The sequence below is a fragment of the Kitasatospora sp. NPDC058170 genome (assembly GCF_042883905.1).
Lineage (GTDB): Bacteria > Actinomycetota > Actinomycetes > Streptomycetales > Streptomycetaceae > Kitasatospora.
The window spans coordinates 129,822-154,096 of record NZ_JBHVUV010000016.1 but is presented as its reverse complement, the minus strand read 5'-3'; the positions used below and the strand labels follow the sequence as shown (position 1 = coordinate 154,096).

The window sequence follows — 24,275 nt, the reverse complement described above, 5'->3', positions numbered from 1 at the left end:
GCGGCATCGCCGCTCCGCGCCCCGGGTTCCGGACCGACCGGGGTTCCCCGGAGGTCGGCCCTTCGGGTCAGCCCTTCGCGCGACCTGCCTGGCCGCGCCGCATCGACGCTCCGTTCGACGTCATGGTGGCCATCGAGATCGCCGCGAGTCCGAGCAGGAACATCACGGCGCCGGTGATCAGGCAGACCACGATGTTCTTGCCCCGGGCCACCTCACCGGAGACCACCCAGGGGGAGATGATCGTCCAGGCACCGAGCACCGTCGCCGCCCATGCCCGGGCGTGGGTGCGCTCGTAGGCGGAGCCGTAGCCGGCCATCAGCAGGGTGTAGGCCAGGCCGACGATCAGGCACGTGACGGTCAGCGTGCTGAAGGCGGTGAAGCCGACGATCCAGGGCGAGGCCGCCAGGAAGAGGCCGGCCAGTGTGGCCAGGGCCTCGACGCCCTGGGCCCGCGGGGTGAGGGTGACCCGCTCGTAGTGCTCCCGTAGTTCGACGATGTCCGGATGATGCTCCATGCCCATCGGAATCTGGGTAGACACCGATACCACCTCCTAGGTCTGGCACATGGAAGGCGCTTGCCCATACCATTCTGGCGCCGATCTGCCGTTTTGCACCATTTCGACCGGGAAGCTACCCTGCCCGCCGCCCGCCGGTGAGCTGCGTCTCACCCGGGCCCGCGACCATTGCCTATGCAACTCGTTGCATAGCAGGATGCGGGGCATGGCACTGGAGCACGCGATCCTCGTCTCGCTGCTGGAGCAACCCGGCTCCGGCTACGAGCTGGCCCGGCGCTTCGACCGCTCCATCGGACGCTTCTGGACCGCCACCCACCAGCAGATCTACCGGGTGCTGCGGCGGATGGAGACGGACGGCTGGATCGCGGCCGAGGAGGTCGCCCAGGACGGCCGGCCGGACAAGAAGGTGTACTCGGCGGCCGACCCGGGCCGGAAGGCACTGGCCGGCTGGCTGCGCGAACCGGTCGAGGCGGAGACCGTCCGGCACGAGCTGGCGGTCAAGATCCGCGCCGCGGCCTTCGACGACCCGGCCGCGCTGATCTCCGAGGTCGAACGGCACCGCGAGGGCCACGCCGCCCTGCTGGCCCGCTATCTGCACGGCGAGCAGCGCGACTTCCCCGACCGGGGCCCGGCCGGCCTCCCAGGCCTCCCAGACGGCCCAGGCCTCTCCGGCCTCTCCGGCCGCTCTGGCCGCTCCGGCCACGACCCGCGTGACGGCGGGGACCGCGACCGCGCCCCGCTCGACGCCCGCCAGGAGCTGCAGCACGTGGTGCTGCGCGGCGGCATCGAGTACGAGCGGATGACCCTCGCCTGGCTGGACGACGTGCTCGCCACCCTGCACCGCCTCGCCGCCCGGAACCGCCCGGACGGCACCCCACCCTCGACCCCCGGGAGCCCGTGATGCTCTTCAACCCGCGTACCTACGACCCCGCGCAGTTCGACGAGCCGACCCGCCGGCTGCTGCGCGCGACCGTGGACTGGTTCGAGTCCCGCGGCAAGAAGGCGCTGATCGACACCTACATCGACCGCAGCTGGTACGGCGACTTCCTCGAGTTCGCGGCGCGGGAGGGCCTGTTCGCCCAGTTCCTGACGCCCGCCTCGGCCGATCCCTCGGGCGACCCGGAGACCTCCGGCAAGCGCTGGGACACCGCGCGGATCGCCGAGCTGAACGAGATCCTCGGCTTCTACGGACTCGGCTACTGGTACACCTGGCAGGTCACCATCCTCGGCCTCGGCCCGGTCTGGCAGAGCGAGAACGAGGCCGTCCGGGCCCGCGCCGCCCAGCTGCTGACGGACGGTCACGTGATGGCGTTCGGCCTCTCCGAGCGCAGCCACGGCGCCGACATCTACTCCACGGACATGATCCTCACCCCGGACGGCGAGGGCGGCTTCACCGCCACCGGCCCCAAGTACTACATCGGCAACGGCAACGTCGCCGGCCTGGTCTCGGTGTTCGGCCGCCGCTCGGACGTCGAGGGCCCGGAGGGCTACGTCTTCTTCGCCGCCGACAGCCGGCACGAGGCGTACCACCTGGTCAAGAACGTGGTGAACGCGCAGATGTACGTCAGCGAGTTCCGCCTGGAGGACTACCCGGTGCGCGCCGAGGACGTGCTGCACACCGGCAAGGCGGCCTTCGACGCGGCGCTGAACACCGTCAACGTCGGCAAGTTCAACCTCTGCACGGCGTCGGTCGGCATCTGCGAGCACGCGATGTACGAGGCCGTCACGCACGCCCACAACCGGGTGCTGTACGGCAAGAAGGTCACCGACTTCCCGCACGTGCGCCGGGAGTTGACGGACGCCTACGCCCGCCTGGTCGCGATGAAGCTGTTCAGCGACCGCGCCGTCGACTACTTCCGCACCGCCTCCCCCGAGGACCGGCGCTACCTGCTGTTCAACCCGATGACCAAGATGAAGGTCACCACCGAGGGCGAGAAGGTCATCGACCTGATGTGGGACGTCATCGCGGCCAAGGGCTTCGAGGCGGACACCTACTTCGACAAGGCGGCGAAGGACATCCGCGGCCTGCCGAAGCTGGAGGGCACCGTCCACGTCAACCTGGCGCTGATCCTCAAGTTCATGGGCAACTACCTGTTCAACCCGGCCGACTACGCGCCGGTGCCGACCCGGCTGGACGCCGCCGACGACGAGTTCCTGTTCCGCCAGGGCCCGGCGCGCGGCCTCGGCGCGATCCGCTTCCACGACTGGCGCACCGCGTACGACGCGCACGGGCACGTCCCGAACGTCGCCCGCTTCCGGGAGCAGGCCGACGGCTTCTGCGAGCTGCTGCTGAAGCACGCCCCCAGCGCGGAGCAGCAGGCGGACCTGGACTTCCTGCTGGAGATCGGCCAGCTGTTCGCGCTGGTCGTCTACGGCCAGCTGGTGCTGGAGCAGGCCGCGCTGACCGGCCTGGAGGAGGAGGTGCTGGACCAGATCTTCGACGCGCTGGTCCGGGACTTCTCCGCGCACTCCACCGAGCTGCACGGCAAGGCCTCCACCTCGCCGGAGCAGGCGGCGTGGGCCCTGGCGCACGTGCGCCGCCCGGTCGCGGACGGCGAGCGCGCGGCCCGGGTGTGGGCGCGGGTCGAGGCGCTGTCGGGCGCCTACGAGATGCAGCCGTAGCGGCCGCGCGGCCCGATGGGACGGGGGGTGCCGGCGGCGGCCGGCACCCCCTCCTTCTTTCGGGTCCCTCGTTCGGCAGGTTCGGCCGTGGCGGCCGCTTCAGCCTGCCGGGCCTCTCAGGCCTCTCAGCCCTGGCAGGCCTCTCAGGCCGGTGGTGGTCGCCGGCCGGTTCAGAAGGTCAGCTTCCAGCTGTCGACGTAGCCGGTGTCCTGCCGGCCCACGTCCTGGACCTTGAGCTTCCAGGTGCCGTTGGCCGGCACCGCCGAGGCGTCCACCGAGTAGGTGGTGACCACGTTGGCGGCGGAGTCGCTGCCGCTGGAGTTCTTCAGCCGGAAGGTGGTGCCGTTCGGTGCCACCAGGTCGATCACCAGGTCGCCGCGCCAGGTGTGCTTGATGTCCACGCCCACCTGGAGGGCGGCCGGCGCGTTGCCGGTCCGCCCGGTCACCGCGATGTCCGAGGTCACCGCCGCGCCGTAGTCCGGGATCTGGACGTCATTGGCGTTCTCGAAGACCGTCCCGGTGGGCGGGGTGGTGGTGCCGGCCGAGAGCGTCCAGACCGCGTACGCGATGGCATCGCTCATCCGGTCCAGCGCCGTGTCGTTGATGTTGGCGCTGGTGTCGCAGGAGGAGTGGTAGCAGCGGTCGAAGGCCTGGCCCGCCGTCCCGCCCCACTTGGCCGCCTGGGCGGCCGTCTTGGTGTAGTCGGCGCCGCTGAACAGGCCGCCGACCCGGATGCCCGCGTCCTGGAACGGGGCGTGGTCGGAGCGGCCGTCGCCCTCGAAGTCCTGCTCGGTGCTGATGCCCAGGCCCGCGAAGTAGTCGCGGAACAGCGCGTCCAGCGCGGTGTCGTAGCGGTAGGTGAAGTAGCCCGGGTTGGGCGAGCCGATCATGTCGAAGTTCAGATAGGTCTCGATCTTCGAACGGTCAGTGGCCGAAAGGCTGTTGACGTAGTTCTTGGAGCCGACCATGCCGTACTCCTCGGCGCCCCACCAGCCGAACCGCAGGTGCTTGGTGGGCTGGAGGCCGGCGCGGGAGACCGCCAGCGCCGTCTCCAGGATGCCGGCCGAGCCGGAGCCGTTGTCGTTGATGCCCGGGCCGCCGGTGACGGAGTCCAGGTGGGCGCCGGCCATGATGACGTGCGAGGTGTCGCCGCCCGGCCAGTCGGCGATCAGGTTGTAACCGGTCGAGCCGTTGTAACTGAAGGTCTTCAGCGCGGTGGTGAAGCCCGCCGCGTCCAACTTGCCCTTGACGTAGTCGATCGACGCCTTGTAGCCGGTACGGCCGTGGGCGCGGTTGCCGCCGTTGGCGGTGGCTATCGACTGCAGCTGGGCCAGGTGGGCCTTGACGTTGGCGACGGGGATGTCCGGGGCCGCGACCGCGCTCTGACGGGCTTCGGCGGGCGCGGGGGACGGTGGGGCCGCGACGGCGGCGGGGGCGAACAGGGCGGCGGCGAGTGTGACGACCGCCCCGGTCGAGAGGGCGGATCGGCGCAGGCGGGATCGCCGCGGGGCGCGCTCGGTCATGGAGGCTCCAGATTCTGGTGGGGCAGAACGGAAGCGCGGCACCTGGCGGCTGGGAGTCCGGGCGGGCCCCGGGCCGGAGTCCGGACGTCCGGATCGAGGTCCGGATCAGGATCCGGATCGGGGTCCGGTGAAGTGAGGGGAACAGCTTCGGAGTTCACAGCCGCAAAGTTGACGCGACCATGATGATTGGGCCAAGTCCGGGTTCCGTCAAGAGGTCCACGAAGGACAGCCGGAACCATCCGTGGTCGGACCGCCCGCTTCGGGCACGACCGGTGTCCGCGGCAGCACCGCCCGGATCAGCGCGCCGCCGTCCTGGTTGACGGCGCGGAAGCTGCCGCCCAACTCCTCGGCGCGGTCGGCCATCGAGCGCAGCCCGAGGCCCGCGCCGAAGCGCCGCCCGCCGATCCGGTCGGCCTCCTGGGGGAACCCGCGGCCGTCGTCGCGGGCCTCGACCACCACCTCGTCCGGACACACCCGCAGCGCCAACCGGGCCCGGGCGGCGCCCGAGTGGCGCAGCACGTTGTTCAACGCCTCGCCGCTGATCCGCAGCACCGCCACCTCGACGGCCGCCGGCAGGGCGGGCGGCGGATCGGGGTCGAGCTCCAGGCTGATCCGCACCTCGCGCCCGTCCAGCCCGGCGACCAGGCGGCGCAGCGCTCCCGCCAGCCCCTCGCCCGCGAGCGCGGCGGGCGCCAGCCCCTCGGTGATCCGGCGCAGTTCGACGATCGCCTGGCCGATCCCGGCGGAGACCGCGCCCAGGGAGCGGGCGGCCGGGGAGTCCTCGGGGACGGCGGCCCGGGCGGTGTCGACGCCGAGCCGCAGCCCGGACAGCGTCGGCCCTAGCCCGTCGTGCAGGTCGTGGCGCAGCCGGCGCCGCTCCTCCTCCCGGGCGAGGACGATCTGCCGCCGCCCGGCCTGGAGTTCCTCGTACATCCGCAGCGAGGCGATCGCCGGCGCGGCCTGGTCGGCGAGGAAGCGCAGCACCTCGTGGTCCTGCGCGTCCAGGACGGCCTGGCCGGCGCGCGGCGGCGCGTAGAGGTCGCCGATCACGGCGCCCTCGTAACTGAGCGGGAAGACCTGGCTGTCGGGGCCGGTCGCGCCGACCGAGGCGAGTTCGTGCGGTCCGCCGCTGGTGTGCAGGACGACCCGGGCGCCGGGCAGGCCGAGGGCGTTGACCACGGTGTCGCAGAGCAGCGGCGGCGCGTCGGCCGGGCTGACGGCGCGGCTCAGCCGTTCGGCGAGCTCCCGCACCACCTGGTAGGGGCGGGCGCGGTCGCCGTAGTAGAACCGGTCGACGGCGCGCACCACCCAGCGGGTGGTCGGGCCGAGCAGTCCGCCGATGGCGAGGGCGCCGGCGGCGAGCAGTTGGGCGCCGGTGGTGCTGGCCTCGGGCAGGGCGTGGCGCAGCAGCAGGGCGATGCCGAGGTAGCCGGCGATCAGCAGGGCGGTGAGGGCGAGGACGCTGAGCATCCGGCGGGTGGCGCGGTCCAGGTAGCCGGAGCGGTCCCGGGTGAAGGCGTAGCCGACCGCGCCGAGCATCCACAGGGCCGAGCCGGTGAAGTAGACGACTGCGGCGAGGCCCTCGGAACCGCCCAGTCTGGTCGCGGTGTTGGTGGTGATCAGCCAGACCAGGTAGGGCGCCAGAACGGCCGCGACGGCGCGGTGCGGCCCGGACGAGCGCCGCCAGCGGACGGCCGCCACGACGAGGCTGACGACGGCGAGGGCGGAGGAGATGACGACGGTCTGGTCCTCGCCGAGCGGCAGCCCGTCGCCGGGCAGCCCTCCGCCCAGGAGTCCGCGGCCGGCCGGGACCGGCACGTCGCCGATGTACGGGAGCGGTCTGGTCGCGCGGGCCGTGTAGGCGTGCAGGCAGCTCCACACGGCGAGCGCGGCGATGTACGGCGGGCCCCAGCGGCCGCCGGGCAGCCGGCCGTCCGGGAGCCAGAGCGGGAGCGCGATGGCGAGGAAGATGAACAGGGCCACCGAGCCGAACAGCAGGGCGGTCGCGAGGGCCTGCGCGACGGGCCCGGCGTCGGTGGCGGCCACCGCGAACAGGGTGAAGCGGGACAGGCAGCCGCCGAGGCCGGCCGCGAGCATCAGCCGGCCGAGGCTGCGGCCGGCCGGGCCGGGCGGGGTGACGGGGCCGGTGACGGGGCCGGGCGGAGCGGCGGCGCCGGGGAGGGCGGCGCGGGGTTCGGCAGGGGGCTGGGACTGGGAGGGGTGGTGGGAGAGCACGAGCAGGCCGGAGAGGGCGAAGCCGAAGCCGAGCAGGACGGTCTCGCCGTCGTAGGTGAAGTACGGGCTCGCCCAGGCGTCGTCGAGGTGGGTGAGGACGAGCAGCACCCAGCCGAGCCCGCTGAGCAGGGTCGCGACGCAGGCCCAGGCGGCCGGGGTGCCGGGCCGGGCGGCCGGGGCCGGTCCGCGCCCGAGGGGCGGGCGGGGGTCCGGGGCCCGTCCGGTCGGCCCGGCCTGCCGGAGTCGCCCGGTTCGCTCGCCCATCGCACCTTCCTCGTAGGTCGCCCGCACCTCGCCCGCACCTCCTCGCCGTGCCTGCCTCCCGCACCGGCTCGCACCTGCTCGCACCGGCATCATCGGCGGCCCGCCGTCCCGGGCGCCCGGGGCGGCGGTCGGGTCCCGGCCCCGGGTCGCGGGCCGTCCTGCTCGGGCCCTCCCGCTCGGGCCGTCCTGCTCGGGCGTCCGACCGCGGCCGTCCGGTTCGGGGTGTCCAGCCCCGGGTGTCCCGCCGGTTCCGGGTTCCGCGCCGGAGGTCAGCTGTCGCCGAGGCCCATGTCGCGGGCCCGGGCCACGGCCTCGGCGCGCGTCGCGACGTGCAGCTTCTCGAAGATGTGGGTGACGTGGTTGCGGACCGTCTTCTCCGCCACCACCAGCTCGCGGGCGATCCGGCGGTTGTCCAGGCCGCGCGCCACCAGGTCCAACACCTCCGCCTCCCGGGCGGTCAGCGCCGGGAACAGCTGCCCCGCCTCGCGCAGCCGGGCCCCCGCCAGCAGGGCGGTGATCCGGCCGGCCACGTCCGCGCCGAACACCGCCCCGCCCGCCGCGACCGTCCGCACCGCGTGCAGCACCTCCTCGCGTCCGGCGCCCTTGACCAGGTAGCCGCGCGCGCCCGCCTGGAGGGCGGCGAGCAGGCTGCCGTCGTCGTCGGCCATGGTCAGCATCAACACCGGCGGGGCGGGCTGCCGGGCGGAGAGCAGCCGGGCGGCCTCCAGCCCGGAGCCGTCCGGCAGCGAGAGGTCCATCACGACCACGTCCGGGCCGGACCTGGCGACCGCCTCGGGCACCTCCGCGACCCGCTCGGCCTCCGCGACCACGGCGATGCCCTCGGCGCTCTCCAGCGCGGCCTTCAGGCCCTCCCGGAACAGCGGGTGGTCGTCGACGATCAGTACCCGCACGGTCGAGTCGCCCCGCGGGCCGTCCCGCTGCTCGTCCGGTTGTTGAACCCGCTGCTCTTCGTCCACCCGGCCGACACTACCAGCGATGAACCGGTGACTTAACGTGACCCGGTCCGGCGCCCGGCCGGCCCGGGCTCCGCGCTCCGACCGGCCACTCCGGCGGGTGCCCCGGCCGGTCGCAGGAGGCGCGGGACCGGAGTTCGAGACCGCTGCCCCATGCGCCCGGGACGGCGGGCCGCCCACACTGGTAACTGTGCCCGGCGTACGGCCGTCGGTGGACCACATCCCCAGCCCGTTTCGAGGCGGTGCCATGACCACGGTGACCTCTCCCCGTTTTCGGACGCCCGCCCGCCCCCGGCGCCCCGACCCCGACCGCCGCGCCCGGCGCCAGCTCAGCGCGGCGGCCGCCGTCATGTCCCTGTGCCTGGCCCTCGCCACCCTGTGGGCCTGCTACGTCCTCGCCCATCTGGGCGACCCGGGGGTGGCCCAGACCCGCGACCAGCTGGCCGTCCTGGCCTACGCCCTGCCGACCGCCGCGGCGGGCATGCTGCTGCACGCGCACCGGCCCGGGAGCCCGCTCGGCTGGGTCATGCTGGCCTACGCCCTCGCGGCGATCCTGCCCAAGGCGGCGGCCGCACCGGTCTGGGTCGAGGTCACCGATCCGGGCATCGTGGGCGCGGTCACCGTGCTCAAGGCGGTCTGCGACACCGTCCGCGAGACCCTGTTCTTCGTCCTGCCGCTCTGGCTCCCGTCGGGGCGGCTGACCGACCGGCGCTGGTGGTGGTACATCGGCGCGGTCGCCCTCTGGGAGACGCCGATCTACCTGTCGTACATGGGCGAGAGCGAACTCTTCGGCCGCCCGAACCCGCTGGCGGACACCCCGCCGGCCCGGTTCCTGATGGCAGCCTACGAGCGGCTCGGCGGCTACGACGACCAGGTGTTCTACGTCCTGGTCGGAATCGCGGCGGCCGTCCTGCTGACCCGGATGCTGCGCGCCGCGCCCGGGGCCCGGCTGCGCATCGGCCTGATGCTCGGCGCCTACCTGCTGTGGGCCGGGATGCAGGACTACTACACCCGGGCCCCGGATGACGACTACTGGCTCGCGTACGCGCTGTTCGCCGCCGCCGGCGTGGTCTGGGCCGTCGCGATCACCTACCTCGTCGTCAAGGACGGCGGTTGGCGGCTCGACCGGGCCGCCCGCCGGATCCTCAGCGGACTGCTCCTCGCCACCGGGCTGACCACGCTGTTCGTCGTGTTCGCCGCCGTCCTGTCCAGTTGGCTGGTACCCGGCCGGGGCGCGGCGGCGCTGGTCCTGATCGCCCTGGTCTTCGCCCTGGGCTCCGGACTGCCCCGGGCCGCCCGGTGGGCCGTCGGGCTGGTCGACCGGCTGTACTACGGCGAGCGCGCCCAGCCCTACCAGGTGCTGCGCACCCTGGCCGAACGGGTCCGGCAGGTCGTCGACCCGCAGCAGCTGCCGTCCGCGCTGTGCGCCACGGTGGCGCAGGAGCTGCGGCTGCCGGGCGTCGCCCTGACCGTCAGCACCCGGGCCGGACAGCGCCCGCTGGCCGCCGTCGGGCGCCTGGATGGGCCGCGTCAGGACTTCGCGCTGGTCCACCACGGCACGGTGATCGGGGAGTTGACCGTCGGACTGCGCGCGGGCGAGGAGCGGCTGGACGCCAGCGACGTGGACATCCTGCGCTCGCTGGCCGACCAGGCCTCGCCCGCCGTCGCCTCGCTCCGGCTGCAGGAGGACCTCCAGGCGAGCCGGGAGCAGATCGTCGCGGCGCGCGAGGAGGAGCGGCGCTGGCTGCGCCGGGACATCCACGACGGCCTCGGACCGGCGCTGGCCGGCCTGCGGCTGCGGGTGGACAACGCCGGTGCCGCGCTGGCCGCGCAGGCCCCCCTCTCGGGCACCCTGCGCGGCATCTCGGGCGACCTCGCGATGGCCATCAAGGAGGTCCGGCGGATCACCGACCGGCTGGGGCCGGCGCCGCTCGGCGAGCTCGGACTGGCCCGGGCGATCCAGCAGCTCAGCGCCACGTTCAACGGCGCGGGGCTGACCGTCACGGCGGAGCTCTCCCCCGATCCGCTGCCGGAGCTGCCGGCCGCCGTCGAGGTGGCCGTGTACCGGATCACCGCGGAGGCCCTCAACAACGTCCTGCGGCACGCCCGTGCCCACTCCGCCCAGGTCCGTGTCCAGGTGCAGCGCGAGACGCTGACCCTCGTCGTCCAGGACGACGGGGTCGGGTACCGCGGCCTGTCGGCGGGCGGCTCGGCGGGCGGCTCGGCGGCGGCGGGCGGCGAAATCGACGCTCCCTCTGCGGGCGGGACCGGCTCGGGCGGCGAGCACGGCACGGCCGGGACGGAAGCGGGCGCGGGCGGGACGGAAGCGGGCAGCGGGGTCGGGCTGCGCTCGATGTCGGACCGGGCCGCGGAGATCGGCGGCCGCTGCACCGTCGGGCCGCTGGAACACGGCACCCGGGTGCTCGCCGTACTGCCCCGCTACCCGTCGCACGCCGCCCGCGAGTGACGGCCCCGGCCGGTCCCGCACCGCCCCACGGCCTGCCCCCGGCACCGGGGTGGTGTCGGGGGCAGGCCTGGTGAGGGGGTCGGGCATCAGTGGCAGTTCTTCTCGCCGATGTCGCACTTTCTCGGTTCTTCCGCGGCCGGCGGTGCCACCAGGCCGGTGCCCGGGGAACCGTCGGCACAGGCCGACCTGACGGCGCCGGCGATCGCGCTCCTGAGTGCGAGGCCCGCCGTGGCGGCGCCGACGATCAGCGAGGCCATCCGAACTGCCTTGGTCGTTGTACTGGTTGTCATGGGAATCGCTCCAGTTCTTCCGAGTGGTCGAGCCGATCGGCCGCTCTTCCTTCACTGTGCGCGGGGGTCCGCCCCGGGCGCATGGGCCCGCCGTCCCGTTCCGGTCCCAAAGGGGGCGCGAACGCGGTGGACCGGCCGGAGCCGGTGCCGGTGGCCGTGACGGTGGCCGTGACGGTCGGGGCGGTGGGAGGCCGGTGGTTCGCGGCGCACATCAGGCGGCGTCCGGGAGGGCGGGGCGGAGCTGGTAGCCGGCCCGTTCCAGGCTCGGGGCGCCCAGGTAGCCGTGCAGGGCGGTGGTGGGGCCGGCCCGGTCGGTCCGGAATCCGTGCCACTCCCCCGCCGGGAGGTAGACCAAGTCCCCACGGGAGAGGTGGAGTCCGCCCGTCGCGGTGAGGTGCCGGCCGCCGCCCGAGACGACCAGGAAGAACTCGTCCGCGCACGGGTGCCGGTGCAGGTCGTGGCCGCCGCCCGAGCCGAAGGTGGTGGCCGCGACGGTGATCCGTCGGGCGCCCACCGTCTCCGCACTGGCCAGCCAGTGCACGGCCGTACCGGCCGAACCCGGGACGGCGGCGACACCCTCCGCGGCGCCGCCGGGAGCGGGCGCCAGCGGGACGGCGTACGGCCGGGGCGCTTCCGGCCGCTTCGACAGCGGCGTCGGCGCAACCGGTGACGGCCGTGCGTCGGTTCGCGGCCGGACGGTGAGGATGGCGGCCGGTGCGCCCGGCAGCGCGGTGAGACCGCCGGCGCTGCCCGGCGGGTGGTAGAGGCCCTCCCCCGGACCGAGCACCCGCCCGGCCGAGCGGATCCGCCCGGAGAGCACGACGGTCACCGACTCGGCCACGCGGGAGGGGTGTTGTTCGATCCGCACGCCGGGCGGCAGGGTCTCGACGACCAGTCCGCCCTGCGCGGACGGCAGGTGTTCCGGGTCGATCAGCCGGCGGAACGCGGGGGCCGTGCCGGGCACGGCGGCGGGTACGAGGATCATCACGTCACGCTTCCTGGGGCGTCGGCCCGTCCGGCAGACCGGTCCTGCGGTGACCGGCATTGGGGAGCCTGCGGAGCTGAGGGGTCTGGGGGGTCTGGAAGGTTCGAGGAATCTGGGAGGTCCGAGAGGTCCGAGGGCAGCGCCGGGCCCGGGCACCCCCGGTCGGGGCGCCCGGGCCGGGGCATCCGGTGCGGCACGTCGATCCGCAGGGCGGTGACCGCCCTGCCGGGACTGCCGGGACTGCCGGGACCGTCGGTTCGCGGGTTCACGGCCGGGTCCGCCGCTCGGCGCGGCGGCGGACGAGGGCGTCCCTCGTCCCCGCGGCACGGCGCGCGGCGGTGAGCGTGAGGCAGAGCAGTTCGGCGCCCAGCGGGCCGGCGTCCAGCTGGAGCGGGTGGCCGCGCCGGGCCAGCAGGAGATCGCCTTCGGACGCCAGGTACTCCGGCTCGTCGGCCACCTCGCCGGCCAGCACGGCTCCGCGCAGGACGTAGACCACGGTCTCGGCGTCGCCGCGCCCCGGCAGGACGTGGTGGGCGCCGGGGCTGAGCCGCAGCTGGTCGAAGGACTCGCAGGCGCTGGCGACCATGGACTGCCGCGCGAGGCAGCGGACGCGGACGCGCTCCCCGTGCGGGCCGAGGATGACGGCGGCGGAGCCGGAGTCGGTGGTGACGATCATCGTGATTCGCCTTCTTCCGGGGTCGGCGGGGTCGGCGGGCCGGCGGGATTCTGCGGGGCCCGGGGGACGGAGAGGATGGCGTGGAAGTACTCCAGCCCGGCCGTCCCGGCGGTCAGGACGGTGCGGGTGCCGAGCGGCAGCGTCAGGGCGGTGCCCTCCAGCAGCGGGACGGCGGTGTCGGGGGCCGCCTCGCCCGGGTCGGCGGGGTCGCCGTTCTCGGCGGTGGGGTCGGGCCCCGGGTCGGGTACGGAGGCCGTGCCCGAGCCGGCGGTGATGTAGAGGGCGTGCTCGATGCCGTCGGAGGCGACTTCGGTGCTGCGGCCCGGGTCGAGCCACTGCAGACCGACGGCGCGCAGCGGTCCGGTGAGCACCCGGCCGGGGTCGACGGCGCCGCGCCGGCGGAGGTCGGTGATGACGGTCCCGGTCATGGTGGGGCTCCTTCTACTCGTGCTGCTCGTGCTGCTCGTGCTGCTCGGCGGCCTGTCGGGGTCCGCTTCTGACTCCACGGTGCGGCGCCTGCCGTCCCGGCCACACGGGGACCGGGTCCCGTCCTGATCCCGCCCCCGGGCCCGACACCGCCCGGCCACCGGTCGGACGGGGGTCGGGCGGCGGTCGGGCGGCGGTCGGGAGTGGCTCAGACGGTCACGGGAACGGACACGGACACGGGCACGGGCTGCACTGCGGGGCGGCGGCTGCGGGCGACGGAGGCCAGGGCCGGCCCCTCGGCGGCGGCGGCGCGAAGCACCGGGTCGGACACCGGGGTCAGCAGCCGGCCGTCGGCACAGCGCGGGCGGCCGAGGCCGCCGAGCAGCAGCAGGCCGGGCTCGGCCGCCGTGTGCAGGGCGTCCGCCAGGGCGGCGGTGTCCCACTCGGCCGGGAGCGCGGTCGCGCTGCCGTTGCGGGCCAGCAGCTCGCAGTGGGCCCGGGCGTCGGCGGCGTCCAGCAGACCGAGCCGCACCGCGATCCGGGCCGCCAGCAGCAGTCCGAGTCCGTCGGCGTCGCCGGGGGCGAGCGCGAGGCCGTCGGATGCGTCGCCAACGCGCCGGACGGCGTCGCCGAGGCTGCGGCCGTAGGCCAGGGCCAGCGCCGGGCCGGTCTCGTACGGGTCGAAGCAGACCAGCGTGGCCCGGGCGTCCGCGCAGATGGCGAGGAAGGCGGCGAGGGCTCGCTCGGAGTAACGGGCCTCGGGGCGCAGCGCGTTGGCGAGCGACCCGTACAGCGCCGGGCAGACGGCCAGGACGTGCCGGATCACGGTGACCATCCCGGCCCGGGTCTCCGGGGCGGGCCGGTCGGCCAGGAGGTCGCTGCGGACCCAGACCAGCACGGGCTCGGGGTGTCCCGGGACCGGGCGGCGCATCGACAGGGCCGGCCCGCACGCGGCGGCGAGGGTGGTCGGCAGGCGGACCTGCGCGGCGGTGCAGCCCGCCTGCTCGCCGCCGACGGCGATCACGACCGTCCGGCCGTCCGTCTGCCGGGTCGGCTCCCGCCGGTCCTGCACGGTGGTGGGCGCCTGGGTGGCCGCGAGCGCGCGGACGCGGGCGAGGTAGGCGGCGGGCGCGGCACCGTCGGTGGCGATGACGAACCGGTCGGCGTGGAATCCGGCGAGGTGGTCGGCGAGTTCCTGCCAGGAGGCCTCTCCGCTGCGCACCACCAGGGTGAGGTACGAGGCTCCGGCCTGGATGCGTCGTTCGAAACCTACACTGGGGCTCATGGTGGTCCTCCTCCCGCTTCCGACCACCCACGATGAGCCGCCCGACGCCCCGGGCACCTGAGCCGCGGTGCCCGAGTCCACCCGTGCGGTTCCTGGGTCCGGCCGGGGGGCGGGGGTCCGAGGAGGACGGGCAGCCGGGCAGGCGGGGCCCGTGCCCCGGCAGGGATCGGCGCCGGGGCACGGGGAGGGGAGGAGGAGGGTGGCGCGCCGGTGTTGTGCTGACGGATTTCACCGTCTGTCATCTGCGATCCGCCGACTGTCGGCCGCCGGACGCCGCCGGACGGCCGCGCGTCTGGAGCCGGGAGCGGGGAACGGGGAGCGGGGGACGCGCTACACGGGGACCCCGGCCCCTGCCCGCTCGTGGGCCGCCCATCGCCTCAACTCGCCTGCGGAGTAAGCCAGCTCACTGACCGTCAGGTCGTCGGCGAACACCCCCCGGCCGATCCCGGAAGGCAGTGGCAGGCGCCGCCGGACGTCACGCGGGCGGGCGGTGTCGGTCAGCGCCTCGCTCAGCGTGAGCGGTTCCAGCAGCGGGTGCCAGACCGGGAGTTCGAGCCGACGCATCAGCCGGAGGATGCGCTCGCGCTGCCCCGCGTCGAGCAGTCCGCGCCGCTCGGCGAGCACGGTGGTGAGCGCCATGTCGATGCAGACGGCCTCGCCGTGCAGCAGTTCGGGCAGCGCGCGCAGCTCGACCGTCGGGCTGAACGAGTGCCCGTAGTCCGTCAGGCGTTCCGGGCGGTGCTCCCGGAGGTCGGACCGGAGTTCCCGGAGCATCCCGCGCACCGCCCTGGCGAGCACCACGGCACCCGCGCACGGGTCCTGGAACCGCTCGTCGAGGAGGTCCCGGCCGTGGCGTTCCAGCAGCTCGAACAGCCGCCGGTCCTTGATCAGCGCGACCTTGAGGATCTCGGCGAGCCCGTTGGCGAGGTGCCGCCGGTCGAGGGTGGCGAGGAACGCCGGGTCGAGCAGCGTCTCGACGGCCGGGCGGTAGGGGCCGAGCCGGTTCCCGTGGCGGCCGCGGTCGGCGCCGGCGCTCGCGCCGACGCCCGCGTCGACCAGTCCGATCAGCGTGGTGGGCACCCGGACGAACGGGGTGGCACGCCGGTAGAGGCTGCAGGCGAGGCCGACGACGTCGGTCAGGGCGCCGCCGCCGATCGCGATGACCGGGTCGCCACGGCGGGAGGTGCCGAAGCAGTCCATCCGGTCGGCGACCCGGAACACCGAGTCCATGGTCTTCGGCTGCTCGTGGGCGAGCAGGACCAGGACTTCGTACTCGACGCCGCGGGCGGCCAGGTAGGCGTGGATCCGGTGGCCGTAGAGCTCGTCCACGCGGGCTTCGACGACCACCAGGCGAGGTCCGGGCGGCCCTCCGGCGCGGGCCAGCGCGGGGTCGGCCGGGTCCAGCAGGTCAGGGGTGAGGCGCACCCGGGGGCTGGCAGGGGGCGCGATGGCGGCGGTCCGGCCGGTGCACGGCGCCGCGGTGGCGGGCAGGCCGAGGGAGGCAGGGCCGCCGGGGCGGTGGTGGCGCTGGGGCATGGACACGGGTGCTCCTCGTGGTGTCGGGGCGGGTGCAGGCCTTCCGGCACCGGATGGGGCACCCGGCCGGCATGCCCCACCCTCCGGTGCCCGCTGTCCCGGGCACACGGGCGCGAGGTCACGTCCACGTCCCGGAAGACGTCCCGGACGATGCCCCGGCCCGCGCCCGACCGCGCCCGACCACGGCTGGCCTCGCACCGCACCGCGGCACCGCAGCGCGGCACCCCACCGGGTCCCGAAGCAGGGCCCCGAAGCAGGGCTCCGAAGCAGGGCTCCGAAGCAGGGCCCGGGAGCCGACGCCCCTGCCGTCCGACCGACGTACGGTGGAAGCCGGAGGCCGCGCCATGCACGTCACCGGGACCGGGTTCACCGACCGCACCGACGCGGGCCGCCGACTGGCCGCCCGCCTGGACCACCTGCGCGGCGCCGACGCCGTGGTCGTCGCCCTGCCGCGCGGCGGCGTCCCGGTGGCCGCCGAGGTGGCGGCCGCGCTCGGCGCCCCGCTCGACATCTGCGTGATCCGCAAACTCGGCGTGCCGTACCAGCCCGAGCTGGGCATGGGGGCGATCGGCGAGGACGGCGTCCGGGTGCTCAACGACCACGTCATGCGCCTCGCCGGCGTCACCGCCGACCAGCTGGCCCGCGTCGAGGAGCAGGAGCGCGCCGAGCTCGACCGCCGGGCCCGCCGCTACCGGGGCGACCGGCCGCCCGCCGACCTGCGCGGGCGCACGGTGCTCGTGGTCGACGACGGCATCGCCACCGGCTCCACCGCCCAGGCGGCCTGCCGGATCGTCCGGGCCCGGGGAGCGGCCCGGGTGGTCCTGGCGGTGCCGGTGGCGCCACCCGACTGGACCGACCGGCTCGCCGAGGTCGCCGACGAGCTGGTCTGCGTGCTCACCCCGTCGCCGTTCTACGCGATCGGCGAGTTCTACTCCGACTTCTCGCAGACCGGCGACGACGAGGTCCTGCGGATCCTCGCCGAGGCGCGCGGCGAGGGCCCGGCCGGCCGGGGACTCGTCGCCGCACCCGTCGACCGCGAGCTGGCCCTGCCCGCCGACGGGGTCCGGCTGGCGGGCCTGCTGACCGTCCCGGCGGACGCGCGCGGCCTCGTGGTGTTCGCGCACGGCAGCGGCAGCAGCCGCCACAGCCCGCGCAACCGCCACGTCGCCACCCGGCTCAACCGGTCCGGCCTGGCGACCCTGCTGTTCGACCTGCTCACCGAGGCCGAGGAGCCGGACCGGCGCAAGGTCTTCGACGTGGAGCTGCTGGGCGCCCGCCTCACCGCCGTCGCCGAACTGCTCGCCGACCCCCCGCCCGATCTCCCGCCTGATCTCCCGCAGGGCCTCCTGCAGGGCCTCCCCCTCGGCCTCTTCGGGGCCAGCACCGGCGCCGCCGCCGCGCTCTGGGCGGCCGCCCGGCTGGGCGACGGCGTGGCCGCCGTGGTCTCCCGCGGCGGGCGCCCCGACCTCGCCGGGGCGGAGCTGCTGGCCGAGGTCACCGCGCCGACCCTGCTGATCGTCGGCGCCCGGGACGGCACCGTGGTCGACCTGAACCGGCAGGCGCGGTCCCGGCTGCGCTGCGAGAGTGAACTCGCGGTGGTGCCCCACGCGGGGCACCTGTTCGAGGAGCCGGGCACCCTGGACCGGGTCGCCGAACTGGCCGGCGACTGGTTCCTGTCGCATCTGCGGCGCCCGGGGAGCCCGTGAAGCCCGCGCGCCCACCGCACCCGGCCCCGGCCTCACCCCGGCGGACCTGGGCCCGGCGGACCTGGGCCCGGACGTGGGCGCGGACGTGGGCGCGGACGTGGGCGCGGACCTGCACTCGGCCCGGAGCCTCCCGCCGTACCGACCTGCGGAACCATCCGCTCCGGCAGCACAATTTGTTCAGCCGACCCGGGGATTTTCTGATCACCTTGTACACATTGAACAGTGAAATCCCGACCTGTTGCCCAACCACCCCGACAGGAGCAAGCTCTCCGCTCAGCCGCACCGCCCACCCCTGCGGCGCGGCCGCCTCAAGCGGATGCCTCAATGCCGAGGCCTCAATGTGGAGGAACGACCGATGACCCCGCAGACCCACGCCCTTGAGCTGACCCCCGAGGAACGCGAGGCCGGTCTCGACGCCGAGCAGCTGCGCCGCCTCGTCGGCCTCGTCGAGCACGACCCCGCCACGGACCCGTTCCCTGTCATCGCACAGGACGCCATCGTGTTCGTCGTGGGCAACGCCACCCAGACGGCCCACTTCTACCAGGCCGTGTTCGGCATGGAGCTGGTCGCCTACTCCGGTCCGGAGACCGGCCGGCGCGACCGCAAGGCCTTCGTGCTGCGGTCCGGCTCCTGCCGCTTCGTGATCAAGGGCGGCGTCTCCCCGGAGAGCCCGCTGCTGGACCACCACCGCCGACACGGCGACGGCGTCGTCGACCTGGCGCTCGAGGTGCCGGACGTCGACAAGTGCATCGCACACGCCCGCGCCCAGGGCGCCATCGTGCTGGAGGAGCCGAACGACGTCTCCGACGAGCACGGCACCGTGCGCCGCGCGGCCATCGCCACCTACGGCGAGACCCGGCACACCCTGGTCGACCGCTCCCGCTACCACGGCCCCTACCTGCCGGGCTTCGTGGCCGCCCAGACCAGGGTGACCCGCCCGGCCGGTCAGCCGAAGCGGCTGTTCCAGGCGCTGGACCACGCGGTCGGCAACGTCGAGCTCGGCCGGATGGACGAGTGGGTCGGGTTCTACAACCGCGTCATGGGCTTCGTGAACATGGCCGAGTTCGTCGGCGACGACATCGCCACCGAGTACTCCGCGCTGATGTCCAAGGTCGTCGCCAGCGGCAACCACCGGGTGAAGTTCCCGCTCAACGAGCCGGCCATCGCCAAGAAGAAGTCGCAGATCGACGAGTACCTGGAGTTCTACGGCGGCCCCGGCTGCCAGCACCTGGCGCTCGCCACCAACGACATCCTCAGCACGGTCGACATCCTGCGCGCCAACGGCGTGGAGTTCCTCTCCACCCCCGACTCGTACTACGACGACCCGGAGCTGCGCGCCCGGATCGGCAAGGTCCGCGTCGAGGTCGAGGAGCTGAAGAAGCGCGGCATCCTGGTCGACCGCGACGAGGACGGCTACCTGCTGCAGATCTTCACCAAGCCGCAGGGCGACCGGCCGACCGTGTTCTTCGAGTTCATCGAGCGGCATGGCTCGCTCGGCTTCGGGAAGGGCAACTTCAAGGCGCTCTTCGAATCCCTGGAGCGCGAGCAGGACCGTCGCGGCAACCTCTGACCGACACCCCGATCGGAGCGCACACGGCGACGGGCCAGAGGGGCCGGTCGGCGAACGGCCCAGGAGGAGCAGGACGATGGCGCACTACCGGCAGCTGGGCAGCATCCCGCCCAAGCGGCACACGCAGCACCGCACACCCGAAGGCGGTCTGTACTACGAGGAGTTGATGGGTGAGGAGGGGTTCTCCTCGGACTCCTCGCTGCTCTACCACCGGGGTATCCCCTCGGCCGTCGTGGACGCGGTGCCGTGGGAGCTCCCGGACCAGTCCACGGTGCCCAACCATCCCCTGCTCCCCCGCCACCTGAAGCTGCACGAGCTGTTCGCGGGCCAGGAGTGGAAGTCCGCGGACGTGGTCGGCGGCCGGCGGCTCGTCCTCGGCAACGGCGACGTGCGGATCTCGTACGTCGCCGCCGGGGCCCCGAGCGAGCTGTACCGCAACGGGCTCGGCGACGAGTGCGTGTACGTGGAGTCCGGCTCGGGCACCGTCGAGACGGTGTTCGGCACGCTGGAGGTCGGCCAGGGCGACTACGTGCTCATCCCCCGGGCCACCACGCACCGCTGGGTGCCCTCCGGCGACGAGCCGCTGCGCGCCTACTGCATCGAGGCGAACAGCCACATCACCTTGGTGAAGCGCTTCCTCTCCAAGTACGGTCAGCTGCTGGAGCACGCGCCGTACTGCGAGCGGGACCTGCGCGGCCCGGCCGGCCCGCTGCTGGTCGACGGCGAGGACGTCGACGTGCTGGTCAAGCACCGTGGCCCGAACGGCGTCGCGGGCACCCGCTACACCCTGCCGCACCACCCGTTCGACGTGGTCGGCTGGGACGGCTGCCTGTACCCGTACGTCTTCAACATCCGCGACTACGAGCCGATCACCGGCCGGATCCACCAGCCGCCGCCGGCCCACCAGGTGTTCGAGGGCAACGGGTTCGTCATCTGCAACTTCGTGCCGCGCAAGGTGGACTACCACCCGCTGTCGATCCCGGTGCCCTACTACCACTCCAACGTGGACAGCGACGAGGTCATGTTCTACTGCGGCGGCGACTACGCGGCCCGCAAGGGCTCGGGCATCGCCCAGGGTTCGATCTCGCTGCACCCCGGCGGCCACACCCACGGCCCGCAGCCGGGCGCGTACGAGCGCAGCATCGGCGCCGAGTTCTTCGACGAGCTCGCCGTGATGGTGGACACCTTCCGTCCGCTGGAGCTGGGCGAGGGCGGCCGGGCGAGCGAGGACGGCAACTACGCGTGGACCTGGTCGGGCCGGGGGCCGAAGCGATGAGCCGCATCCCCGCGCTCTTCCAGGGCCTGTTCGACGACGCGGCGGTGTTCCCGCCGGGGAACCTGCCGGTCGCCGAGGCGGTGCCCGCCCACCGCGGGCACCGCTCCGCCTGGTACGCCGAGGCGGTCGGCCCGTTCCTCTGCGGAGCGGGCCGGCTGGGCGAGTTGGCCGCAGCCGCCGGGGCGGCCGGACCGGTTCTCCGGGTCGGGCTCGTGCTGCCGGGGGGCAGCGCGGAGCTCGGCCCGGCGTTGGCGGCCGCCGCGCCGTTCGAGATCGCCGGCGTCGAACTGGCCACCCGCGACGCCGGCGAGGCCGTCGCCGCGCTGGACCTGCTGCTGCCGCCTCACGTGCCGGCCGCCATCGAGCTGCCGCGCGAACTCCTGCGCGGCGACGGGCTGGACGAGGTGCTGGACATCCTCGTCGACAGCCCCTACCGGGCCAAGTTCCGCACCGGCGGGCTGGTCGCGGGCGCCTTCCCCGACGAGCGGGAGCTGGCCGCCTTCCTCACCGGCTGCGCCCAGCGCGGGCTGCCGTACAAGTGCACCGCCGGCCTGCACAACGCCGTGCGGCACACCGACCCGGTCACCGGCTTCGAGCACCACGGCTTCCTGAACGTCCTGCTGGCCGCGCTCGCCACCGACCGGACGGCCGCCGCCGAGGTGCTCGCGGAGCGCTCCGGCGAGGTCCTCGCCAAGGCGGTCGGCGAACTGACCGTGCATCAGGTTACGGTGATCAGGAACTCGTTCACCGCGTTCGGCACCTGCAGCATCACCGAACCGCTGGACGACCTGGCCGGACTCGGCCTGCTGCCCTCCAGTTCACCGCACCAGCCCTCGCCCCAGGAGGACCGTTGACCACCCCCCGCAGCTGGCTCGCCAGCGCGCAGGACTCGCCCTTCGGCGTGCACAACCTGCCGTACGGCGTCTTCACCGCAGCCGACCAGCCGGGCCGGCGGCGGATCGGCGTGCGCATCGGCGACTTCGTCCTCGACGCCGGGGCCGCCGCCCGCGCCACCGGGTCGCCGTCCGTCCTGCTGTCCGCCGACACCCTCAACCCGCTGCTCGGCGCGGGGCGTTCGGTGTGGACGCAGGTCCGCGCGGAGCTCACCCGGTGGCTCACCGACGAGTCCTGCCGGGACGCCGTCTCGCCGCTGCTGGTGCCGTTGGCCGAGGTGGAGCTGCACCTGCCGTTCGAGGTGGCCGACTACGTCGACTTCTACGCCTCCGAGCACCACGCCACCAACCTGGGCCGGATCTTCCGCCCCGGCTCGGACCCGCTCACCCCCAACTGGAAGCACCTGCCGATCGGTTACCACGGCCGGGCCGGGACGGTCGTGGTCTCCGGCACCCCCGTCGTCCGGCCGCAGGGGCAGCGCAAGGCGCCCACCGAGGCCGCGCCGTCCTTCGGCCCGACCCGCCGGCTGGACATCGAGGCCGAGGTCGGCTTCGTGGTCGGCGCCCCGTCCGCGCTCGGCACGTCCGTCACCCTGGACCGCTTCCGCGAGCACGTGTTCGGCGTCTGCCTGGTCAACGACTGGTCCGCACGCGACATCCAGGCCTGGGAGTACGTGCCGCTCGGCCCGTTCCTCGGCAAGTCCTTCGCGACCTCGGTCTCGCCGTGGATCGTCCCGCTGGACGCCCTGGAGCACGCCCGGGTCAGCCCGCCCGCCCGGGACGTCGAACCGCTCCCTTACCTGGACGACCGGGGCGGCGAACCCTGGGGCCTGGACCTCGCGTTGGAGGTCAGCCTGAACGGGCACACGATCTCCCGCCCGCCGTTCGCCTCGATGTACTGGACGGCCGCCCAGCAGCTCGCCCACATGACGGCCAACGGCGCGTCGCTGCGGGCCGGCGACCTGTTCGCCTCCGGCACCGTCAGCGGCCCCGAGCGCGAGACCCGGGGCGCGCTGATCGAGCTCACCTGGAACGGCGAGGAGCCGCTCAAGCTCGGCGACGGCACCACCCGCACCTTCCTGGAGGACGGCGACGAGGTCACCATCACCGCCACCGCGCCGGGCCCCGACGGCACCCTCGTCGGCCTCGGCGAGGTCGCCGGCCGCGTGGCGCCGTAGGACTCCGCCGGTCCGAACACCGAAGGGCGGCGCCGTACTCCGGCGCCGCCCTTCGCTGCCACCGCGATGATCAGGGGCGCGGTGGTCGGGCTCGCTGTGGTCAGGAGCGCGGTGGTCGGGAGCCCTACGACAGGGACCTCGGCGGTCAGGCCGAGGAGGGGATCGGGCTGCCGATCCGCAGCAGATTGCCGCTGCGGTCGACGAGGGCGAACTCGCGCATCCGGTAGTCGGTGTCGACCGGCGGCTGCAGACGGCTGCCCGTCGCCCGATCGCTCGGCACGCCGATCCGGTCCCACTCGCGGTGGAGGGCCTCCGCATCCGCGACGTGCACATAGCAACTGCCCGCGGTGGCCAGCGGATCCACCTCGGGGTGGTGCCAGAAGTGCAGCTCCACGGTGCCCCGGACCATGATCAGGTAGCCGTACTGCTCCGGTGGCGCGCCTCGCTGCTCGAAGCCCAGGCGGGCGTAGAAGTCGAGCGTCTCACCCAGCTCGCGGCTGGGCAGGATGGGCACCGCGTACTCGTCCATGCGGCACACCGTAGCGCGCCGCCCCGACACCCGCGTCCGGACTCGCGGCCGGGTCCGCCGCCCCCGTCCATCGCGTGACCGAGCCACCGCGACACCCGGGCGGAGCAGCGCCTAGTAGCGTGTCACGCGGATCTTCACGGCGGACGAGGGACGGGAGCGGGTCCGATGAGCACAGAGGTACGGGTATTCACGGAGGGCCGGGTCGGGCGGATCGTGCTCGATCGGCCGAGGGCGCTCAACTCGCTGACCCACGGCATGATCGGCGCCGTTCGCGCGGCGCTGGACGGCTGGGCGGCGGACGACTCCGTCGACGTGGTGGTGCTGACCGGTGAGGGCGGGCGCGGGCTCTGCGCGGGTGCGGACATCCGCGCGATCCACGACGACGCCAAGGCGGGCGGAGCCGGTTCACGGGCCTTCTTCCGGGACGAGTACGAGCTCAACGCGCTGATCGGCCGCTACCCGAAGCCGTACGTCGCGGTGATGGACGGCATCACCATGGGCGGCGGTGTCGGCCTCTCCGCGCACGGCGCGGTGCGGATCGTCACCGAGCGCTCCGTCGTGGCGATGCCGGAGACCCGGATCGGCCTGGTGCCGGACGTCGGCGGGAGCCTCCTGCTCGCCCGCGCGCCGGGCGAGTCGGGCACCCACCTCGGGCTCACCTCGGCGTCGATGGGCCCCGGCGACGCGCTGCTCTGCGGCTTCGCGGACCACTTCGTCCCCTCGGCCGCCGTGCCGGCCCTGCTGGCCGACCTGGCCGCACTCGAACCGGCTGGGGGTGCGGATGCGGCGGAGGCAGTCGCGCAGGCCGTGGCCGCCCACGCCCGGCCCGCACCGCCCTCGGCCCTGGCCGGACAGCGGGACTGGATCGACTCCTGCTACGCCGCCGACACCGTGGAGGAGATCGTCGAACGGCTGCTCGCCACCGGCGTCCAGGAGGCCAAGGAGGCGGCCGACCAGCTCCTCGCCAACTCGCCGACCGCCGTCAAGGTGACCCTCGCCGCCCTCCGCCGCGCCCGCACCCTCACCTCCCTGGAGGCGGCCCTCGACCAGGAGTACCGCATCTCCTGCGCCGCCCTGGCCGCCCCCGACCTGGTGGAGGGCATCCGCGCCCAGGTCGTCGACAAGGACCGCAATCCGCGCTGGTCGCCCGCCACCCTGGCCGCCGTGACGCCGCAGGACGTCGCCCGCTTCCTCGCGCCGCGCGAGGGCGACGAACTGGGCCTGGCCTGACGCTGCCCACCTTCCCGTGATGACCGTCTCGCATGGCAAGACTGGCGCGAGGCGGTCCGTGTCGGAGATCGTTGGGTGGTCAAGGGCGCACGGCGT

The 24,275-nt window shown here is 74.3% G+C and carries 20 protein-coding genes; 9 read left to right on the top strand and 11 right to left on the bottom strand.

Features of this window, described 5'->3' with window-relative positions; genetic code table 11:
• Positions 1-67 precede the first annotated feature (67 nt).
• Entirely contained in the window at positions 68-538 is a 471-nt protein-coding gene (locus tag ACFVVX_RS19675; protein WP_387947165.1) for an SPW repeat protein, read from the bottom strand.
• Between the two features lie 181 nt (positions 539-719).
• Here ACFVVX_RS19675 and ACFVVX_RS19670 point away from each other — a divergent pair, with 181 nt between their 5' ends.
• Both ACFVVX_RS19670 and ACFVVX_RS19665 read left to right on the top strand, forming a co-directional pair.
• Positions 720-1,415 (top strand): PadR family transcriptional regulator, encoded by a 696-nt coding sequence (locus ACFVVX_RS19670; RefSeq protein WP_387947163.1) that lies wholly within the window; start codon positions 720-722, stop codon positions 1,413-1,415.
• Positions 1,415-3,136, top strand: a complete 1,722-nt coding sequence (locus ACFVVX_RS19665; RefSeq protein WP_387947161.1) for an acyl-CoA dehydrogenase family protein — start codon at positions 1,415-1,417, stop codon at positions 3,134-3,136. The genes ACFVVX_RS19670 and ACFVVX_RS19665 overlap by 1 nt, the downstream gene beginning before the upstream one ends.
• 170 nt (positions 3,137-3,306) lie before the next feature.
• On the opposite strand, the gene ACFVVX_RS19660 is transcribed toward ACFVVX_RS19665, so the two are convergent.
• The 3 genes from ACFVVX_RS19660 to ACFVVX_RS19650 all read right to left on the bottom strand — a co-directional run bounded on the left by ACFVVX_RS19660 (position 3,307) and on the right by ACFVVX_RS19650 (position 8,069).
• Complete coding sequence (locus tag ACFVVX_RS19660) at positions 3,307-4,659, bottom strand: M28 family metallopeptidase (protein WP_387947159.1); 1,353 nt, start codon at positions 4,657-4,659, stop codon at positions 3,307-3,309.
• 207 nt (positions 4,660-4,866) lie between these two features.
• Positions 4,867-7,158 (bottom strand): sensor histidine kinase, encoded by a 2,292-nt coding sequence (locus ACFVVX_RS19655; protein WP_387947157.1) that lies wholly within the window; start codon positions 7,156-7,158, stop codon positions 4,867-4,869.
• Positions 7,159-7,427: 269 nt separating this feature from the next.
• On the bottom strand, positions 7,428-8,069 hold the full coding sequence (locus ACFVVX_RS19650) for a response regulator (protein ID WP_387947261.1): 642 nt from the start codon (positions 8,067-8,069) through the stop codon (positions 7,428-7,430).
• A 310-nt stretch (positions 8,070-8,379) separates the two neighbouring features.
• Here ACFVVX_RS19650 and ACFVVX_RS19645 point away from each other — a divergent pair, with 310 nt between their 5' ends.
• Positions 8,380-10,599 (top strand): ATP-binding protein, encoded by a 2,220-nt coding sequence (locus tag ACFVVX_RS19645; protein WP_387947155.1) that lies wholly within the window; start codon positions 8,380-8,382, stop codon positions 10,597-10,599.
• Between the two features lie 86 nt (positions 10,600-10,685).
• On the opposite strand, the gene ACFVVX_RS19640 is transcribed toward ACFVVX_RS19645, so the two are convergent.
• The 6 genes from ACFVVX_RS19640 to ACFVVX_RS19615 all read right to left on the bottom strand — a co-directional run bounded on the left by ACFVVX_RS19640 (position 10,686) and on the right by ACFVVX_RS19615 (position 15,797).
• Complete coding sequence (locus ACFVVX_RS19640; protein WP_387947153.1) at positions 10,686-10,889, bottom strand: hypothetical protein; 204 nt, start codon at positions 10,887-10,889, stop codon at positions 10,686-10,688.
• Positions 10,890-11,100: 211 nt separating this feature from the next.
• Positions 11,101-11,874 carry a cupin domain-containing protein gene (locus ACFVVX_RS19635; protein WP_387947151.1) on the bottom strand — a complete coding sequence of 258 codons (774 nt, stop codon included), beginning with the start codon at positions 11,872-11,874 and terminating at the stop codon, positions 11,101-11,103.
• 265 nt (positions 11,875-12,139) lie between these two features.
• The gene (locus tag ACFVVX_RS19630) at positions 12,140-12,550 is read right to left on the bottom strand and encodes a hypothetical protein (protein WP_387947149.1); all 411 of its coding nucleotides are present in this window, start codon (positions 12,548-12,550) and stop codon (positions 12,140-12,142) included.
• Positions 12,547-12,978, bottom strand: a complete 432-nt coding sequence (locus tag ACFVVX_RS19625) for a hypothetical protein (RefSeq protein WP_387947147.1) — start codon at positions 12,976-12,978, stop codon at positions 12,547-12,549. The genes ACFVVX_RS19630 and ACFVVX_RS19625 overlap by 4 nt, the downstream gene beginning before the upstream one ends.
• A 206-nt stretch (positions 12,979-13,184) precedes the next feature.
• Positions 13,185-14,261 (bottom strand): hypothetical protein, encoded by a 1,077-nt coding sequence (locus ACFVVX_RS19620; RefSeq protein ID WP_387947145.1) that lies wholly within the window; start codon positions 14,259-14,261, stop codon positions 13,185-13,187.
• Between the two features lie 330 nt (positions 14,262-14,591).
• Positions 14,592-15,797 carry a sedoheptulose 7-phosphate cyclase gene (locus ACFVVX_RS19615; RefSeq protein ID WP_387947259.1) on the bottom strand — a complete coding sequence of 402 codons (1,206 nt, stop codon included), beginning with the start codon at positions 15,795-15,797 and terminating at the stop codon, positions 14,592-14,594.
• Positions 15,798-16,141: 344 nt separating this feature from the next.
• Here ACFVVX_RS19615 and ACFVVX_RS19610 point away from each other — a divergent pair, with 344 nt between their 5' ends.
• The 5 genes from ACFVVX_RS19610 to fahA all read left to right on the top strand — a co-directional run bounded on the left by ACFVVX_RS19610 (position 16,142) and on the right by fahA (position 22,420).
• Positions 16,142-17,503, top strand: a complete 1,362-nt coding sequence (locus tag ACFVVX_RS19610) for a phosphoribosyltransferase family protein (RefSeq protein ID WP_387947143.1) — start codon at positions 16,142-16,144, stop codon at positions 17,501-17,503.
• Between the two features lie 355 nt (positions 17,504-17,858).
• Positions 17,859-19,073 carry a 4-hydroxyphenylpyruvate dioxygenase gene (gene hppD / locus ACFVVX_RS19605; RefSeq protein WP_387947141.1) on the top strand — a complete coding sequence of 405 codons (1,215 nt, stop codon included), beginning with the start codon at positions 17,859-17,861 and terminating at the stop codon, positions 19,071-19,073.
• A gap of 76 nt (positions 19,074-19,149) precedes the next feature.
• Positions 19,150-20,349 (top strand): homogentisate 1,2-dioxygenase, encoded by a 1,200-nt coding sequence (locus tag ACFVVX_RS19600; protein WP_387947139.1) that lies wholly within the window; start codon positions 19,150-19,152, stop codon positions 20,347-20,349.
• A complete protein-coding gene (locus tag ACFVVX_RS19595) occupies positions 20,346-21,203 on the top strand; it encodes a hypothetical protein (protein WP_387947137.1) in 858 nt (285 codons plus the stop codon). Before ACFVVX_RS19600 ends, ACFVVX_RS19595 begins: the two co-directional genes overlap by 4 nt.
• Positions 21,200-22,420 carry a fumarylacetoacetase gene (gene fahA / locus ACFVVX_RS19590; RefSeq protein WP_387947135.1) on the top strand — a complete coding sequence of 407 codons (1,221 nt, stop codon included), beginning with the start codon at positions 21,200-21,202 and terminating at the stop codon, positions 22,418-22,420. Before ACFVVX_RS19595 ends, fahA begins: the two co-directional genes overlap by 4 nt.
• A 145-nt stretch (positions 22,421-22,565) precedes the next feature.
• On the opposite strand, the gene ACFVVX_RS19585 is transcribed toward fahA, so the two are convergent.
• Positions 22,566-22,949: a bleomycin resistance protein gene (locus ACFVVX_RS19585; RefSeq protein ID WP_387947133.1), complete on the bottom strand. Its 384-nt coding sequence runs from the start codon at positions 22,947-22,949 to the stop codon at positions 22,566-22,568.
• Positions 22,950-23,114: 165 nt separating this feature from the next.
• Here ACFVVX_RS19585 and ACFVVX_RS19580 point away from each other — a divergent pair, with 165 nt between their 5' ends.
• Positions 23,115-24,179, top strand: coding sequence for an enoyl-CoA hydratase/isomerase family protein (locus ACFVVX_RS19580; protein WP_387947131.1), 1,065 nt, complete (start codon positions 23,115-23,117; stop codon positions 24,177-24,179).
• Positions 24,180-24,275: the final 96 nt, after the last annotated feature.

Coding starts and splice junctions, on each gene's coding strand:
- ACFVVX_RS19630 (WP_387947149.1), bottom strand. CDS start 12,550: ATGATCGTCACCACCGACTCCGGCTCCGCCGCCGTCATCCTCGGCCCG.
- ACFVVX_RS19580 (WP_387947131.1), top strand. CDS start 23,115: ATGAGCACAGAGGTACGGGTATTCACGGAGGGCCGGGTCGGGCGGATC.
- ACFVVX_RS19665 (WP_387947161.1), top strand. CDS start 1,415: ATGCTCTTCAACCCGCGTACCTACGACCCCGCGCAGTTCGACGAGCCG.
- ACFVVX_RS19645 (WP_387947155.1), top strand. CDS start 8,380: ATGACCACGGTGACCTCTCCCCGTTTTCGGACGCCCGCCCGCCCCCGG.
- ACFVVX_RS19620 (WP_387947145.1), bottom strand. CDS start 14,261: ATGAGCCCCAGTGTAGGTTTCGAACGACGCATCCAGGCCGGAGCCTCG.
- ACFVVX_RS19585 (WP_387947133.1), bottom strand. CDS start 22,949: ATGGACGAGTACGCGGTGCCCATCCTGCCCAGCCGCGAGCTGGGTGAG.
- ACFVVX_RS19600 (WP_387947139.1), top strand. CDS start 19,150: ATGGCGCACTACCGGCAGCTGGGCAGCATCCCGCCCAAGCGGCACACG.
- ACFVVX_RS19625 (WP_387947147.1), bottom strand. CDS start 12,978: ATGACCGGGACCGTCATCACCGACCTCCGCCGGCGCGGCGCCGTCGAC.
- hppD (WP_387947141.1), top strand. CDS start 17,859: ATGACCCCGCAGACCCACGCCCTTGAGCTGACCCCCGAGGAACGCGAG.
- ACFVVX_RS19615 (WP_387947259.1), bottom strand. CDS start 15,797: ATGCCCCAGCGCCACCACCGCCCCGGCGGCCCTGCCTCCCTCGGCCTG.
- ACFVVX_RS19655 (WP_387947157.1), bottom strand. CDS start 7,158: ATGGGCGAGCGAACCGGGCGACTCCGGCAGGCCGGGCCGACCGGACGG.
- ACFVVX_RS19640 (WP_387947153.1), bottom strand. CDS start 10,889: ATGACAACCAGTACAACGACCAAGGCAGTTCGGATGGCCTCGCTGATC.
- ACFVVX_RS19610 (WP_387947143.1), top strand. CDS start 16,142: ATGCACGTCACCGGGACCGGGTTCACCGACCGCACCGACGCGGGCCGC.
- ACFVVX_RS19595 (WP_387947137.1), top strand. CDS start 20,346: ATGAGCCGCATCCCCGCGCTCTTCCAGGGCCTGTTCGACGACGCGGCG.
- ACFVVX_RS19635 (WP_387947151.1), bottom strand. CDS start 11,874: ATGATCCTCGTACCCGCCGCCGTGCCCGGCACGGCCCCCGCGTTCCGC.
- ACFVVX_RS19660 (WP_387947159.1), bottom strand. CDS start 4,659: ATGACCGAGCGCGCCCCGCGGCGATCCCGCCTGCGCCGATCCGCCCTC.
- ACFVVX_RS19670 (WP_387947163.1), top strand. CDS start 720: ATGGCACTGGAGCACGCGATCCTCGTCTCGCTGCTGGAGCAACCCGGC.